Source organism: Cognatundibacterium oligocarboniphilum (genome assembly GCF_013377855.1).
In the GTDB taxonomy this organism is placed as follows: domain Bacteria; phylum Pseudomonadota; class Gammaproteobacteria; order Burkholderiales; family Burkholderiaceae_D; genus Undibacterium; species Undibacterium oligocarboniphilum.
The window spans coordinates 1-14,555 of record NZ_JABXYJ010000017.1; the positions used below are offsets into that span (position 1 = coordinate 1).

Below are 14,555 nucleotides of genomic sequence, written 5' to 3' on the forward strand. Positions count from 1 at the left end.
AATATTTTTACATGAATCCCGGCCGACCCTCTGATTAAGGGAAAATAAAATGTTCAGAATGGAAATTAACCAAGCCTATAGCCTTATCGCTGGGTTCATCGTGTTTGCAGTGATTGTTATCCTGACCTTGAAATACTTTCCCAGCGAGTGTGCAGAATTCATCCGGCGCTTACGTTCACCTTCGGCTTCAGCGGTCAAAAAGCAATCAGAAGAATTGTTGGCAAAGATGAATAAAAACGTGGCCGAACGCAAGTCACGCAAATAACCTGGAAAATTCATGGACTGTTTGGCTGGACTGATTGTGCTGGTTGCCGCAGGCGTCATCTACTGGTTCGCGGATGACTACGTGCAGCGCCCAATGTCGTACTGGAGCCGCGAACAGCTGGAGGCGGCATTTAAGCGCCATCCAAACGAGCTTGCCAAGCACGTCAATCGTGGCAGCATGAGTCGCAAAGAATGGATCGCGGCAATGAAGAAGCGTGATGCCGAGGGCGTGGCAGAGCTTGGCCGGCGTGGGATTAAACATTAGGGAAAATAGTTGACGCACATAGTCACCTCACACGATATTGAGCCAACGTCACTTTACCGGCAAACCGGCAATTCCGCCCAATTGGTCGTGTATTCAGGCGACTTCCGATCTTGGCGCATCTGCCAGGAACGGCGCGAGCCGTCTTGACTGAGTTTCAGTGTTCCCTTCCCGAATCGCGCATTGATCTGATCGAGAGTCGCCATCAGCGAAGGATCATCCGGCGCACCGGCAAACATATCGCCCTGGAACTGCGTTTCAGGGAAAATCTCGCTGAGGATCACCCCCGCTTTTTTGTAGCAATAGCCTGGACGGAACATAGCGGCCAGCGCTGCGACCGCGTACCGCTGCAACGTCATGCTGCTGGCAGTTGGTGTCATCAGTGGCAGAGCCAGACTTGGGCAGTATTGCGGCTGGTCTTCCCGGAAGCGGTCAGTCATGATGAAAACCTGCAGCAGCGCAGCACAGGAATGCTGTGCGCGTAGCTTGCGTGCTGAGGTACTAATGAAGTGTGCCAGTGCATCTTGCAGTTCTTCGATTTCTGTGACTGGCTGGCCGAATGAGCGTGACGTAATGATCTGCTGTTTGGCCGGGGCGCTTTCAGTAAGTTCGATACAGGCTTCACCGCGAAGTTCCCGGACTGTCTTTTCCATTACGATGCCAAAACGCTTGCGCATACTGCTGATATCCGCAGTCCGCAGCTGCAGAGCAGTCTGGATACCAATAACATCAAGCGCTTTGGTCAGCTGCCGACCGATGCCCCAAATTTCTTCCACAGGAATATTCTTTAAGACGGATTCCTGTTGCTTATTGTTGAGCAGATTAAAATTAAAAACACCTTGCGACCGGGGATGCCTTTTTGCCACAAAATTGCTAAGTTTGGAAAGGGTTGGGCTGGCACCAATTCCTATACAGACTGAAATTGATGTTTCCCTGAAAACCCGGTCTCGTATCTGTCGCGCACGCTGGTCAATGTCGTGAAAGCCAGTTAAGTCCAAAAAACACTCATCGATGCTGTACACCTCCTGAACCGGTGAATACTCGCGCAGGATCGCCATCACGCGGTTACTCATATCGGCATACAGCGGGTAATTAGACGAAAAGACGTGGACGCCATGCTCGCGCACCAGGTCACTAATCTTAAACAGCGGCACACCCATCTTGATACCTAGCGCCTTCGCCTCATTGCTACGGCTGACCGCGCAGCCGTCGTTGTTCGAAAGCACAATGATCGGTTGATGGTTGAGATCAGGCCGGAAAACGCGTTCGCAACTTGCGTAAAAATTATTGCAATCTATCAACCCTATAGAGCGTTTTGGCGCATGCATAGCGAAGCCTCACACATTCAGCAGCCGGTGTAAATTAAACGTCACCACGCCCCAAATACGCAGTTCCTGCCCTTCTTTGAGAATTATCGGAGGGAAAGCCGGATTCTCTGCGATCAGCCGGACATCCTGGCCGCGTCGGTATAACCGCTTAACCGTAAATTCGTCATCGATTACGGCGAGCACGATTTGATTATGGGCAGGAGTGATGGAGCGATCCACAATCAGCGTATCGCCGTCATAGATTCCAATTCCAGTCATTGATTCACCTAAAACTCGAAACAGAAAAGATGCGTTCTCGTTGATCAGCAAATGGCGATTGAGGTCAATTCGGCTTTGCGCATAGTCCGCTGCCGGGGAGGGAAAGCCAGCGTGGACAGCGCATTCAATGAGCGTCATCGACACTTCACCTGGTAGGTAAGGAATGGGAAAATTCATAATATTAACTGTATATACATTCAGTATTGTATCTCATTGGAAGTAGTAGATGGAAAGGGAGACAAATACGCTGTTTTGTAATAACATTGTGTTGACATTGAATTTTAACTGTACTAACATAGTAATAACTGAGGTGTTTATGAAAACAGCAATTCGAAAAATGGGTAATTCACAGGGAGTTTTGATCCCTAAGCCTTTCCTTACCCAGATAGGCATGGAGATGGGCGACGTGGATATTGATATAGAAAACGATGCCATCGTCATTCGCAAACTGGCAAAAAAACCGCGTGATGGCTGGGCGGAATTTAGCAAGACTATTGCTGCGGCTGGTGATGATAAGTTGGTGATGCCAGAATTCTCTAACGAAGAAGATAAGGAATTGGTATGGTAGTGCGGGGGGAGGTTTGGTTGGTTAATCTTAACCCTACCGTTGGAAGTGAAATACAGAAAACACGTCCCTGTGTCGTCGTATCGCCTCCAGAAATGCATGACCATCTGCGAACGGTGTTGATCGCGCCAATGACGACGGGTAATAAGCCAGCGCCGTTTCGTATTCCGGTGACGTTTGAAAAAAAGAAGGGACTCATTCTGCTGGATCAGATGCGGTCAGTTGACAAGACAAGATTAGTAAAAAAAATGGGTAGCGTAACAGCGCAAACGTTGACTGACACTCTGCTGATCCTGCAAGAAGTTTTTGTTGAGTAATCGAAGGAAAACGCCGTGAATGGGGTCGTCTCAGAAAACGGAAAATAAAGCACGCTAAGCGTGCGTGGAGGCTGGCACCCAGCGGTACAGCGTCGGAATGGACACGCCGAGGTTCTTGGCCACGTCCTTGGGCGGCACCCCGCTGGCCAGCAGCTTCTTGGCCGACTCGATCTTGCTGTCGGTCATCTTCGGCTTGCGGCCGCCTTTGCGGCCGAGCTGCTTGGCGACTTCCAGCCCGGCGCGGGTGCGCTCGACGGTCAGCTCGCGCTCCATTTCGGCAAGGCTCGCCATGACGTGGAAGAAGAACCGCCCGGATGGTGTGCCGGTGTCGATGGAGTCGGTGAGGCTCCTGAACTGGACACCGTGCTTGTGCAGATCGCCGACCAGATCGACCAGTTGCTTGACCGACCGGCCCAGCCGGTCGAGCTTCCAGACGACCAAAGTATCGCCTTCGCGCAGCATTTCGAGCGTCTTGGCCAAGCCAGGCCGGTCTGCCCGCGTGCCACTCACCTTGTCCTCGAAGACCTTTTTACATCCGGCCTTGCTCAAGGCTTCGCGTTGCAGCTCCAGGTTCTGATCCTGCGTCGAGACGCGCGCATAGCCAATCAACATGGCTTGTCTCGCGCCCGGTCGATGCGTTCCTGCATCGCCTGCATCACTTCTTCGTGGGTGTACGATCTGGCGTTGGCGTCGGTGGCTTGCCGCAGGGCTTCCTCAACCTCGCGCGTCATCCGCTCGTAATCCTCCGGCCACAGCGCTTGCTCCATGCGCAGCGACGCCTGACCCAGCAGGTGCAGCAGGCTGAACAGCCGCATGTCGTTGGTGGCGACGATGCGCTCCCGAATCTGCTCCTGAATAGCTTCGCTAGCCCGATGCGCTTGTGGTGTGGCAGTCCCCTCGTAGTCAGCGGGGAATTCCGCTTCCTCGGCAATCCTTGCCCAGGCGCTGGCCAGCGCCTCGATGGTTGACGTGCTCATTTCCGCCGCTCCTGTGCTCTTTGGCGAATCAACCGGCCAAGGGGCCTCGACGCGAAAACCAGCAGCATCACGCCTATCGGATACCAGGTCGAGAAGACCACCAAGGCATCGAAGGCTGGCCGTCCGGTCGTCCGGTGTTGGTAGGCAGTACGGCGGTCACAGCCATCAACCCGCCGACCGTCCAGATGATGCGCCACACGTAGGGCATCACGCGGGGCACGTAGCCGTCATCGAAAGCGGTCTGGTAGTAGCGGCGCAGGCCGCGCTCGGCAAGCGCCTGGCGCTGCCGCTCCGACAGCGCATCCGTCCGGCCATACCAGCGCCGGAATGGTGGACAGCGCAGCAGCAAAGGGGTGAAGAGGATCATCACCGCCACGATCGCGACACCCCACGCCATGACGGCGCCGGCATCGGGCCGCTTGGCGTTCTCGATCACGGGCGCGAAGACGCCCGGAGCACCGATCATCCAGAACAGCGCAATGTGCTGATGGAAGGAGAGCTTCATTTGCTCATCCACTTGCGCAGCAGGCGCTTTTTCAGGGAGGCGCGTTCTTGCGGGTTGCGTCCCTTGTGATTGGCGATGCGATCCGCCGTGGCGGCCTGGCGCTTGACGGGCCAGTAGGAGCGGCCATCCTTGCCCATCGACCAGACGCTGCTGGCCTGGTTTTCCAGCAGGGGCAGATGGGCGCTCAGGGCTTCGGGCGACGCGCTGGTCAGCGCCGTGCGCTCACGGGTGCGCCAGCGCTGATGCCAGAGCTTCTTGTCCTCGCGCTCGCTGCCGCAGGTCGTGTGCCCGACGATGGGTGTTTTGCGGCGGCTGCGGCTCATAACGTAGTGGTCTCCAAGAACATTCAGGACTGATCCCAGGCGTCGATGGTCAAGACCTGATCGGCAGGACAGGCGGCTACGCGGTCGGGAACTGGATGGTGTTCAGTCTCATGCCGACCCCATTCGATTGATCGCGTCGCTTGCGGCACGCTGCGACGCAAGGAGGTTTGCGACCTGGTTTAGCAGCCGTGTCCGCTGCATGTCTGTTACCTATCTCCCCGACCGCTCATTGGACCAACTCCAGAGATTGGGCTCTATCGCTCAGCCAATACGAAACCGGCATTGGCTGATGCCACAACCGAGACGAACACAAATGGCTCGGTACCTGTATTTCGCGCCCCGTGCACTTGGCCCGGTCTTGCCACGGCTATCTCACCTTCCCTGAGGGCACGAACAATCCCATTGCCCTGAAAGTAATCAGCCATTCCCGACAAAACAGTCCACGTGTCTTGGCCGTGAGGATGAATGTGAGCCGCAATTTCCTGCCCGGGATGGACATGCCAAACCACGATAATTGAGTCTCGGGTTTCAAGCACAACGGAACGAATAGGCTCGCCTTCGGACGGCTGAACATACTCGGCTACAGAAAATATTCTCGATTCAACAGTCATCGGAGATCCCTCTTTCACAGTGCCCCCAGACAGGCTGGATATGAATTCTAACTCGAATTTGAACGGGAGGCTGGTCGTGCGGTCGTGCAGTTGCCGATGAGCGTGTCGGCTGCTGCCTCCTTGCCCACCAGCGAACTCACGTCCGTTGCGGCCATCCAGAAGGTCTTGCCCGAGCGCGGCTCATAGGTCGCGGGATCGAACACGCCAGAGGGGCCGAACATCGGCGGCTTGATTGGTCATGGCTCCATGCCTTTGTCGTTACGGTCTTCATCGTCGGCATCCTGACGCACGGCGGGCAATTGCTGGAGCAACGCCGGCAGCCATTCCTGTACCGTCTCCCACACCACATCGAGGTTGATGTCGAAATAGCCGTGAGCCATGCGATTACGCATATTGCGCATGCTGCGCCACGGCACGTCGGCATGCGCCTGGGTGAACTCGACGTAGCCATCCATCACCTTTGTGGCCGCCTCGCCGATGACGATCAGGCTCATGATGACGGCCTGCTGGGTGCGCTTGTCGGCCAAGAAGTCGTCCTTGGCCATCCCTTCCACGAAGCTGCGCGCATCGGTTGCGGCCTGCTGAATGTGGTCGAGGTAATCGGGCAGGCGGTTCTCGCTCATATCGGTTGCGCCTCCGCGAGCACCTTGGCCCGGAACTTCGGCGGCAGGTCGCCGGGAGTCAGCAGATCGACGTCAACGCCGAGCAGCGATTTCAGTTCTTCTTCCAAATCGCCCAAGTCCAACAACGTGGCACCGGGCAGCGCATCGACCAACAGGTCGAGGTCGCTGCCATCCCGGTCGGTGCCATGCAGCACCGAGCCGAAGACGCGCGGGTTCGCGGCGCGAAAGCGGCCTACCGCTTCACGCACTGCGCTTCGCTTCATGTCAAGCACAACAGACGGTCGCATGCGCATCCTTTCTTATCGAAACTCGTTGAGATGATATGCAATCAAGAATAGAATTTCAAGAACTATTTTCGAGAATCGCAATGCCTTGATTCCCGTGCCGCGCCGGTTGCCTTGGCGGGCTTGTCACAAACCTACGTTTTCAAGAAGAAGGAAACCGCATGCCCCGCCGTTCGATCCTCTCCGCCGCCGAGCGCGAAAGCCTGCTGGCGTTGCCGGACACCAAGGATGAGTTGATCCGTCACTACACGTTCAGCGAAAGCGACCTCTCCATCATCCGGCAGCGGCGCGGCCCGGCCAATCGGCTGGGCTTCGCGGTGCAGCTCTGCTACCTGCGCTTTCCCGGCGTCATCCTTGGCGCTGATGAGCCACCGTTCCCGCCATTGCTGAGACTGGTCGCCAACCAGCTCAAGGTCGGCATCGAAAGCTGGGACGAGTACGGGCAGCGTGAGCAGACCCGACGCGAGCACCTGGTCGAGCTGCAAACGGTGTTCGGCTTCCAGCCGTTCACGATTGGCCACTACCGGCAGGCTGTCCAGTTGCTGACCGAGCTGGCCATGCAAACCGACAAGGGCATCGTGCTGGCCAGAGCCTTGATCGAGCACCTGCGGCGGCAGTCGGTCATTGTGCCCGCCCTCAACGCCGTCGAGCGGGCGAGCGCCGAAGCGATTACCCGCGCCAACCGGCGTCTCTACGACGCCTTGGCTGAGCCGCTGACGGACGTGCATCGCCGTCGCCTCGACGATCTGCTCAAGCGCCGCGACAACGGCAAGACGACGTGGCTGGCCTGGCTGCGGCAATCCCCGGTCAAACCGAACTCGCGGCACATGCTGGAACACATCGAACGCCTCAAGGCGTGGCAGGCGCTCGACCTGCCCTCCGGCATCGAGCGGCTGGTTCACCAGAACCGGCTGCTCAAGATCGCCCGCGAGGGCGGCCAGATGACGCCCGCCGACCTGGCGAAGTTCGAGCCGCAGCGGCGTTACGCGACCCTGGTGGCGCTCGCCATCGAGGGCATGGCCACCGTCACCGACGAAATCATCGACCTGCATGACCGCATCCTGGGCAAGCTGTTCAATGCCGCCAAGAACAAGCATCAGCAGCAGTTCCAGGCATCCGGCAAGGCGATCAATGCCAAGGTGCGGCTGTTCGGGCGCATCGGCCAGGCGCTGATCGAGGCCAAGCAAGCGGGCCGCGATCCGTTCGCCGCCATCGAGGCCGTCATGTCCTGGGATGCTTTCGCCGAGAGCGTCACCGAAGCGCAGCGGCTCGCGCAACCCGAGGACTTCGATTTCCTGCACCGCATCGGCGAGAGCTACGCCACGCTGCGCCGCTACGCGCCGGAATTTCTCGACGTGCTCAAGTTGCGGGCCGCGCCCGCCGCCAAGGACGTACTCGACGCCATCGAGGTGCTGCGCAGCATGAACAGCGACAACGCCCGCAAGGTGCCCACCGACGCGCCGACCGAGTTCATCAAGCCGCGCTGGCAGAAGCTGGTGATGACCGACACCGGCATCGACCGGCGCTACTACGAACTGTGCGCGCTGTCGGAGCTGAAGAACGCGCTGCGCTCCGGCGACATCTGGGTGCAAGGCTCGCGCCAGTTCAAGGACTTCGAGGACTACCTGGTGCCGCCCGCGAAATTCGCCAGCCTCAAGCAGGCCAGCGAATTGCCGCTGGCCGTGGCCACCGATTGCGACCAGTACCTGCATGACCGGCTGACGCTGCTGGAAACGCAGCTCGCCACCGTCAACCGCATGGCGCTGGCCAACGAGCTGCCGGACGCCATCATCACGGAGTCGGGCCTGAAGATCACGCCGCTCGATGCGGCGGTGCCCGATACCGCACAGGCCCTGATCGACCAGACGGCGATGATCCTACCGCACGTCAAGATCACCGAATTGCTGCTGGAGGTAGACGAATGGACGGGCTTCACCCGGCACTTCGCCCACCTGAAGTCAGGCGACCTGGCCAAGGACAAAAACCTGTTGCTGACCACGATCCTCGCCGACGCGATCAACCTGGGCCTGACCAAGATGGCGGAATCGTGCCCCGGCACGACCTACGCCAAGCTGGCCTGGCTGCAAGCCTGGCACATCCGCGACGAAACCTACGGGGCGGCACTGGCCGAGCTGGTCAACGCGCAGTTCCGACATCCCTTCGCCGAGCATTGGGGCGACGGCACCACGTCATCGTCGGACGGCCAGAACTTCCGCACCGGCAGCAAGGCCGAGAGCACCGGCCACATCAATCCGAAATACGGCAGCAGCCCAGGGCGGACGTTCTACACCCATATCTCCGACCAGTACGCGCCGTTCCACACCAAGGTCGTGAACGTCGGCGTGCGCGACTCGACCTACGTGCTCGACGGCCTGCTGTATCACGAATCCGACCTGCGGATCGAGGAGCACTACACCGACACGGCAGGGTTCACGGACCACGTCTTCGCGTTGATGCACCTGCTGGGCTTCCGCTTCGCCCCGCGCATTCGTGACCTGGGCGACACCAAGCTCTACATCCCGAAGGGCGATGCCACCTACGAGGCGTTGAAACCGATGATCGGCGGCACGCTCAACATCAAGCACGTCCGCGCCCATTGGGATGAAATCCTGCGGATGGCCACCTCGATCAAGCAGGGCACGGCGACGGCCTCGCTGATGCTCAGGAAGCTTGGCAGCTACCCGCGCCAGAACGGCCTGGCCGTCGCCCTGCGTGAGCTGGGACGCATCGAGCGCACACTGTTCATCCTGGACTGGCTGCAAAGCGTCGAGCTGCGCCGCCGCGTGCATGCCGGGCTGAACAAAGGCGAGGCGCGCAACGCGCTGGCCCGCGCCGTGTTCTTCAACCGCCTGGGGGAAATCCGCGACCGCAGCTTCGAGCAGCAGCGCTACCGGGCCAGCGGCCTCAACCTGGTGACGGCGGCCATCGTGCTATGGAACACGGTCTATCTGGAGCGGGCCGCGAACGCCTTGCGTGGCCACGGTCAAGCCGTCGATGACGGCCTGTTGCAGTACCTGTCGCCGCTCGGCTGGGAGCACATCAACCTGACCGGCGATTACCTCTGGCGCAGCAGCGCCAAGATCGGCGCGGGCAAGTTCAGGCCGCTACGGCCGCTGCAACCGGCTTAGCGTGCTTTATTTTCCGTTTTCTGAGACGACCCCTGAATCACATGTCAATCACAGAATGCAGAGAGTGCGGCAGCACAGATCTTGAATGGAAAACGTCTATCATCATCCGGTCAGATGTTCAGCAAGGACGCTTGCGCACTGATGACGTGGACTGCATATTTTTTCTCGGCTGCAATCACTGTTCCGAGACACTGACTACTGTCAACGCTGATAAGGTAGCAGGATTGATGAACGCAACAGCGGCTCAGGCCGTGTAATCAGGAAAATCGAATGAGCATTTTTTTAGGAGAATACGCAATGTCATCTATGTCAGTACACTAATTGCTGGAGCGGTCGAAGTTTTGCGCGGCGATCAGGTTGGTGTTCGTGCCGCGATGCTGATTGCTGTGATTACTGTCGTGTGGTCTGCGCTTGCAGACCGGTTTGCCAAGAAGCCGAACTCTAAAACATAAGAAGAAATTCGAGGAAAATAATCATGATTATTGTGGTGGAAGTCAAAAACGACATTCTCGGAAATGATGAATTTTGGCGAGGGCCTGCTGATCGCGTCAGCGAAATCCGCAACATTCCGGCGCGTCGTCTCGCTGAACTGGTGAGCACCGATGGCTTGCCGCGCAAAAGTGGAATGTGGCACGTTCGCAAATTGGAAGCCTGAAAGGAAAAATATCATGCTGCGGAAACCAACCATTCCTGATGTGACGCCAGTAGTTAAAGAATGGTACTCGAAACCTGGCAACGAGTGCGGCGGCCTGTTCCACATCATTCTGGACGATGGGAACAATGAGCAACATTGGGCCGATGAGTTGCTTGAACAGGCTAAGGCATCGGGCGACACTGATGCAATTCAATTGGCTGAACTGCTTGCAGCGATGTCGCCTACACAGCGTCTTAAGTTATCCAAGATGAACTGGCTGGACGATCATTCAAGCGACACCGAATAGTATTAATATTCCATACGCAAGGATGAGTAAAACTGGACATTACTGTCAAAATTGCTTTTTCTGACCAAGCCAAAATTACTGAATGCCGTAGTCGCATTGTTTTGCAAACGGGCGAGAGTGGCTGACCAGCGCACGCGCTTACCGGACTCCAGACGCAATGTTTTTGACACCGTGATATCGGCCCGACCGTAGTAACTCAGACCATTATCGTTGCCGGAACTACGTTCGAATTTCAGACCCAATTCATAACCCTGTTGCAACTGGTGGTACATAGCGATGAAACCACTGTAGGGAGCATATTGACTCAGTTCGATCACATTATTACTACCCATTTGAATTTTGCTCAGGCCAATATTTAGACTGTTGCTGCTATTCGGTTGGTAATTCACCTGAAGTTCCACACCCGATAAGTCATTGCGTCCGTGATTGGTAGGGTGAAAATCACTGTTCTGCAGCTTTTCCGAGATCAGGTCCCACATTCTGTCCCGGAAAATCTTGGCATCTATCATCAGCCCCATATCCGGGAAATTACCCAAATAACCGATTTCCCGCGACAAAATTTTCTCGCCAACGAGATTCTGCGGTGATACGGCAGAACGATAAAAGTATCCGGAAGTCACGCCATTGACCGGCATACTGTACTGACTGGTCGGGTACGCCCAGTTAGCGCGTTGTTCCAGCATATCGGGCATCCGGACCGCTTTGGAAACAATGAATCGGATGGTATGTTGGGGGGTAAGATGGACATTCATGGCCACCCGTGGTGACAGGGCTACGCCGGTCAGTTCGTCCTTTTCCAAAAAGGCTCCCGAATTCCAGCTCAATTGCGCGATCGGGCTGTATTCCACATTTGAAAATACGCGCCAGGTCTGATTACTTTGCATCTGCTTCAGGTAAGTTGGACTGTCCACTCGATTAAATCGAAAACCCACGCCATTGACCATTCTCAGCTGATCTGAAAAATACAAGTTATCTTGAATTTCAATGTCAGTCCTCAATTCATCCAGGTTTTGGTTGGTGTTGAGACAAACTGGCTGTCTTGCCTGCCGCCCCAATTGCATCACATCATTTTTCACCTGTGCGTAGAGCATCGCATCGGCACTCGATAACGGGGCAGAGGGTGGCCGGCCAGCAAGTAATGCCTGTACAAAAGCGGGGTTAGCAGCATACAACTGATAAACGGAAGGAAGTAAAAATACCGAGGGCACGCAACTCCGCCAATTTTGCTGATGAATGTGTTTGGTTGCATAGGCTTGGATTTGCAACTCATGAATTTCTGAATATGCTTTTTTCCAGATACCGTTGACGGTAAAGGTGCGGCCCACGATATCCGGATAGGAAATCTGACTTGAATCCACGTAGGCGTTTTCCAGATCGCTTTGCATAACCATTGCCTGCAATTCGACATTTTCAGATGCTGAAAGATCCAGATTGTAACGAGCATTGAGCCGGTTGATCCGGGTATTGTTGTGTGCAACCGGGGAGGTTGATACGCGGTCAAATCCGTCATTTCCTTCGTGACTAAAGGATAAACGATAGGCTGAAGCGGAATTGGGCTTGCCTGCCATCTGAAACAAAGCGTGGTAGGTATCGTTTTTACCGAGAACAATTTTGGCTAAGGCATTCGGGGAATTTTTAGATTTTTTTGTCAGAACGTTAATGACTGCCAGCATGGAGTTGGAACCGTACACGGAACTATCCGGACCGCGGGTGATCTCGATCCGCTCAATATCTTCCAAAGGAATAGGGAAGGATGCCCAGTCAACGTTGGCGATACTTAATCCATAGGCAGAAACGCCATCGACCAATACGTTCATCCTGCGCGGTACCAGAATATTTGTACCATGATAATTGATTCTGTAATCATTCCCGGTAACCTGAGTCACCGTCATGCCAGGCACCAGCCGCAACGCATCGGGAACATTCAGAATACCGTATGCGGTCAGCATATCGGATGTGATCACGGTCACACTGGCCGGCACGTTGTCCACGGTTTGACGAATACGGGTCGGCGTCAGAACAGAGCCGATTGTCTGTAACTCGGTATCGTCGTCTGCAACTGCGAGAGTGGAAACAACTGAAAACAACACAACAGCAAAAAAAGAAAGTCGGTCAGACACGCGCATGAAATCGAACGTCCTTGAAGATTTACGCAAAATTCTAAAATACGGGAATCATCATACGTGTGGAATATGACAAGAGCATAGATTTCTGCACTTTCGCACTAAAACGCAACGAAAATTGACAAAATATTTTAAATATCCTGTAAGATATTTCTAATTTAGTCAGGTAACTGGCATCGTTTTACGGACCGCTCTGGTCTGTCACCGCTTCGGCGCAAAAACCCTGGGTTCATCACAATTCTTGTGATGCAACTTAATCTGTTTCACTTCCAGACTTTTCCCGTTTTTTTATTCTTGCTGCTGCCAGTAGCAAGCCTAGTTACGGGTACCACAACGAAAGTATTCAAATGAAATTTTTAACCCCGCAGGGATCTTTCCCTAGGGGATGGTTTCTGCATTTTTTAAAGGAGAAACCATGAAAATTCATTTTTCATTCAACAAAAAAGCTCGCACTGAAGCGATCCGCGCAATCGACAAACTGATTGCTCTGGTATCACCAACGTCGTTGCTTTTCAGCATTTTCTTGAAGGAATTGCATGAGCGCATGTTTGTGGCATTAGGGTGTTTTGCCCTGACCGCATTACTGTTGCTTATCAAGGTATTGGTCAGCTGTTTTGATGATGTCGATCATGACAGCACCAGCACCCGTTCAAGAACCGGACATGACACCTCCTGATGTGTTTTTGGCTTGATTAAATTCCCCGTCGAATTGATTAACTCAAACACTCTTGAGGACATTATGGAACTCAGTAATTTAGCGATCATTTTGCTTTCAACGCAACTGATCACCGCGATTGTTTCAGTGGTGCTTGGACTGTGCTGCTTTGCCGGCATCAAACAAGACCACAAAAAAATCCGGAACCCACACCCCTATTTATCCAGTAGCCACATTACAGGCCAGCGATAAGTTGATTCAAACCAAAACTCCGTAGTCCGATGGATTGCGGAGTTTTTTCTTTTTCTTTGGAGATTTCTATGAAAAACGCACTCAAATTAGTAGTGGCCATGACTGCCTTTTGCTTCACTCAAGCTTTTGCGCAAGTTGGTCAGTTTTATGACACAGCCCGGGTCGTCAATGTACAACCCATGTATCAACAATCCAGTTCTGACTGCAATATCCAGCAACAGTCATCGCAGACTGAATCCTCACGCAACAATACCGGTGGCTTGCTCGGTGGCGTTGCAGGTGCTTTATTGGGTTCACAAATCGGTGGTGGTAATGGCCGTATTGCAGCTGCAGCACTCGGTGGTGTCGTCGGCGCGTTGACAGGCGATCGTCTGGACAATCGTCAAGACAGTCAGCCTTCGTTGCAACGGACGAATTACGCTTTGTGCCAAAACAATGCCACTTCGCAATTGACCGGGTATCTGGTGACCTACGAATATAACGGCCGTCAGGGTAGTAAGCGGTTTTCTTATGATCCGGGCCAGGTTGTTCGCGTTCTGGTTTCGGTCGATCCACAGTAATACGTTTTCTTGTTCACAAAGGGATGCCAGCTGGCGTCCCTTTTTTTTCATGGAGCAGCTATGAATATCTTGACAGCCATTCCTGGCTTATTTTCAGTTTTTGGTTTTGTTTTAATTCTGGGTATTGCACTCGTCGTAGAGAGTGTTGTTCGCTACTTCATTGCTCAGGGTTGGAATAAAGCAAAAATCAAATTCACCTACTACGAAATTTTATCTCGCCTTGATTCGGCATTTGCCCGGTTAATGCGCAGGTAAGCAACCAGATCTGAGATTTGCCAAAGGCAAATCTCAGTGATTCTTTCGACAAACACCGCAATACACACCTCACAACATACTTATCCCGCAAGGGATTTTTTTTTAAGGAACCATCATGCTGCAAATGATTGAGACACCATCGACTATTTCCCTCAAAACCAACGAAAGCCAGTTATACCAAAAACTGGGCAGTATCTTCACCGACAAATCTAAGTTCATCTCAGAATTGCTGCAGAACTCGCGACGCGCCGGAGCGACAAGAATTAACATCTCATTTAATGAGACAGAGGAAATTGACATCCTCCCCTGCCTTTAGGCAGGGGA

At 54.4% G+C, this 14,555-nt stretch carries 21 protein-coding genes; 11 read left to right on the top strand and 10 right to left on the bottom strand.

Going from position 1 to position 14,555, the window contains the following annotated elements; translation table 11 throughout:
* The first annotated feature begins 49 nt into the window (after window positions 1-49).
* Window positions 50-265, top strand: a complete 216-nt coding sequence (locus tag HV832_RS16760) for a hypothetical protein (protein ID WP_176805193.1) — start codon at window positions 50-52, stop codon at window positions 263-265.
* 12 nt (window positions 266-277) lie between these two features.
* A complete protein-coding gene (locus tag HV832_RS16765; RefSeq protein WP_176805195.1) occupies window positions 278-529 on the top strand; it encodes a hypothetical protein in 252 nt (83 codons plus the stop codon).
* Window positions 530-582: 53 nt separating this feature from the next.
* Here HV832_RS16765 and HV832_RS16770 read toward each other — a convergent pair whose 3' ends face one another.
* Window positions 583-1,854, bottom strand: coding sequence for a Y-family DNA polymerase (locus HV832_RS16770; protein ID WP_176805197.1), 1,272 nt, complete (start codon window positions 1,852-1,854; stop codon window positions 583-585).
* A gap of 9 nt (window positions 1,855-1,863) precedes the next feature.
* A complete protein-coding gene (locus tag HV832_RS16775; RefSeq protein ID WP_223827393.1) occupies window positions 1,864-2,250 on the bottom strand; it encodes a LexA family protein in 387 nt (128 codons plus the stop codon).
* Window positions 2,251-2,428: 178 nt separating this feature from the next.
* On the opposite strand from HV832_RS16775, the gene HV832_RS16780 reads away from it, so the two are divergent.
* Both HV832_RS16780 and HV832_RS16785 read left to right on the top strand, forming a co-directional pair.
* On the top strand, window positions 2,429-2,680 hold the full coding sequence (locus HV832_RS16780; RefSeq protein ID WP_176805201.1) for an AbrB/MazE/SpoVT family DNA-binding domain-containing protein: 252 nt from the start codon (window positions 2,429-2,431) through the stop codon (window positions 2,678-2,680).
* The gene (locus HV832_RS16785; RefSeq protein WP_176805203.1) at window positions 2,674-2,994 is read left to right on the top strand and encodes a type II toxin-antitoxin system PemK/MazF family toxin; all 321 of its coding nucleotides are present in this window, start codon (window positions 2,674-2,676) and stop codon (window positions 2,992-2,994) included. The genes HV832_RS16780 and HV832_RS16785 overlap by 7 nt, the downstream gene beginning before the upstream one ends.
* Before the next feature lie 54 nt (window positions 2,995-3,048).
* Here HV832_RS16785 and HV832_RS16790 read toward each other — a convergent pair whose 3' ends face one another.
* The 7 genes from HV832_RS16790 to HV832_RS16820 all read right to left on the bottom strand — a co-directional run bounded on the left by HV832_RS16790 (window position 3,049) and on the right by HV832_RS16820 (window position 6,320).
* Window positions 3,049-3,606 (bottom strand): recombinase family protein, encoded by a 558-nt coding sequence (locus tag HV832_RS16790; protein WP_003100847.1) that lies wholly within the window; start codon window positions 3,604-3,606, stop codon window positions 3,049-3,051.
* On the bottom strand, window positions 3,600-3,971 hold the full coding sequence (locus tag HV832_RS16795) for a hypothetical protein (RefSeq protein WP_003100853.1): 372 nt from the start codon (window positions 3,969-3,971) through the stop codon (window positions 3,600-3,602). Before HV832_RS16795 ends, HV832_RS16790 begins: the two co-directional genes overlap by 7 nt.
* A 73-nt stretch (window positions 3,972-4,044) precedes the next feature.
* The gene (locus tag HV832_RS16800) at window positions 4,045-4,476 is read right to left on the bottom strand and encodes a hypothetical protein (protein ID WP_425330331.1); all 432 of its coding nucleotides are present in this window, start codon (window positions 4,474-4,476) and stop codon (window positions 4,045-4,047) included.
* The gene (locus HV832_RS16805; RefSeq protein WP_003100858.1) at window positions 4,473-4,799 is read right to left on the bottom strand and encodes a hypothetical protein; all 327 of its coding nucleotides are present in this window, start codon (window positions 4,797-4,799) and stop codon (window positions 4,473-4,475) included. Before HV832_RS16805 ends, HV832_RS16800 begins: the two co-directional genes overlap by 4 nt.
* 254 nt (window positions 4,800-5,053) lie before the next feature.
* Window positions 5,054-5,410: a cupin domain-containing protein gene (locus HV832_RS16810; RefSeq protein ID WP_003465043.1), complete on the bottom strand. Its 357-nt coding sequence runs from the start codon at window positions 5,408-5,410 to the stop codon at window positions 5,054-5,056.
* 236 nt (window positions 5,411-5,646) lie between these two features.
* On the bottom strand, window positions 5,647-6,033 hold the full coding sequence (locus HV832_RS16815; protein WP_003100872.1) for a HepT-like ribonuclease domain-containing protein: 387 nt from the start codon (window positions 6,031-6,033) through the stop codon (window positions 5,647-5,649).
* Window positions 6,030-6,320 (bottom strand): nucleotidyltransferase family protein, encoded by a 291-nt coding sequence (locus tag HV832_RS16820; protein WP_001247892.1) that lies wholly within the window; start codon window positions 6,318-6,320, stop codon window positions 6,030-6,032. Before HV832_RS16820 ends, HV832_RS16815 begins: the two co-directional genes overlap by 4 nt.
* 158 nt (window positions 6,321-6,478) lie before the next feature.
* On the opposite strand from HV832_RS16820, the gene HV832_RS16825 reads away from it, so the two are divergent.
* The 3 genes from HV832_RS16825 to HV832_RS16835 all read left to right on the top strand — a co-directional run bounded on the left by HV832_RS16825 (window position 6,479) and on the right by HV832_RS16835 (window position 10,386).
* Complete coding sequence (locus tag HV832_RS16825; protein WP_003100881.1) at window positions 6,479-9,445, top strand: Tn3-like element ISPa38 family transposase; 2,967 nt, start codon at window positions 6,479-6,481, stop codon at window positions 9,443-9,445.
* A 475-nt stretch (window positions 9,446-9,920) separates the two neighbouring features.
* Entirely contained in the window at window positions 9,921-10,100 is a 180-nt protein-coding gene (locus HV832_RS16830; protein WP_176805204.1) for a hypothetical protein, read from the top strand.
* A gap of 13 nt (window positions 10,101-10,113) precedes the next feature.
* Window positions 10,114-10,386, top strand: a complete 273-nt coding sequence (locus HV832_RS16835; RefSeq protein ID WP_176805206.1) for a hypothetical protein — start codon at window positions 10,114-10,116, stop codon at window positions 10,384-10,386.
* Between the two features lie 2 nt (window positions 10,387-10,388).
* Here the strand turns inward: HV832_RS16835 and HV832_RS16840 are convergent, their stop codons facing one another.
* Complete coding sequence (locus tag HV832_RS16840) at window positions 10,389-12,512, bottom strand: TonB-dependent receptor plug domain-containing protein (protein ID WP_176805209.1); 2,124 nt, start codon at window positions 12,510-12,512, stop codon at window positions 10,389-10,391.
* A 412-nt stretch (window positions 12,513-12,924) separates the two neighbouring features.
* Between HV832_RS16840 and HV832_RS16845 the strand changes: the two genes are divergently transcribed.
* The 4 genes from HV832_RS16845 (at window position 12,925) to HV832_RS16860 (ending at window position 14,231) form a co-directional block, all read left to right on the top strand.
* Window positions 12,925-13,185, top strand: a complete 261-nt coding sequence (locus tag HV832_RS16845) for a hypothetical protein (protein ID WP_176805210.1) — start codon at window positions 12,925-12,927, stop codon at window positions 13,183-13,185.
* 63 nt (window positions 13,186-13,248) lie between these two features.
* Window positions 13,249-13,416, top strand: coding sequence for a hypothetical protein (locus HV832_RS16850; RefSeq protein ID WP_176805212.1), 168 nt, complete (start codon window positions 13,249-13,251; stop codon window positions 13,414-13,416).
* Between the two features lie 68 nt (window positions 13,417-13,484).
* Window positions 13,485-13,976, top strand: coding sequence for a glycine zipper 2TM domain-containing protein (locus HV832_RS16855; RefSeq protein WP_176805214.1), 492 nt, complete (start codon window positions 13,485-13,487; stop codon window positions 13,974-13,976).
* A 60-nt stretch (window positions 13,977-14,036) separates the two neighbouring features.
* Window positions 14,037-14,231, top strand: coding sequence for a hypothetical protein (locus tag HV832_RS16860; protein WP_176805216.1), 195 nt, complete (start codon window positions 14,037-14,039; stop codon window positions 14,229-14,231).
* Window positions 14,232-14,555: the final 324 nt, after the last annotated feature.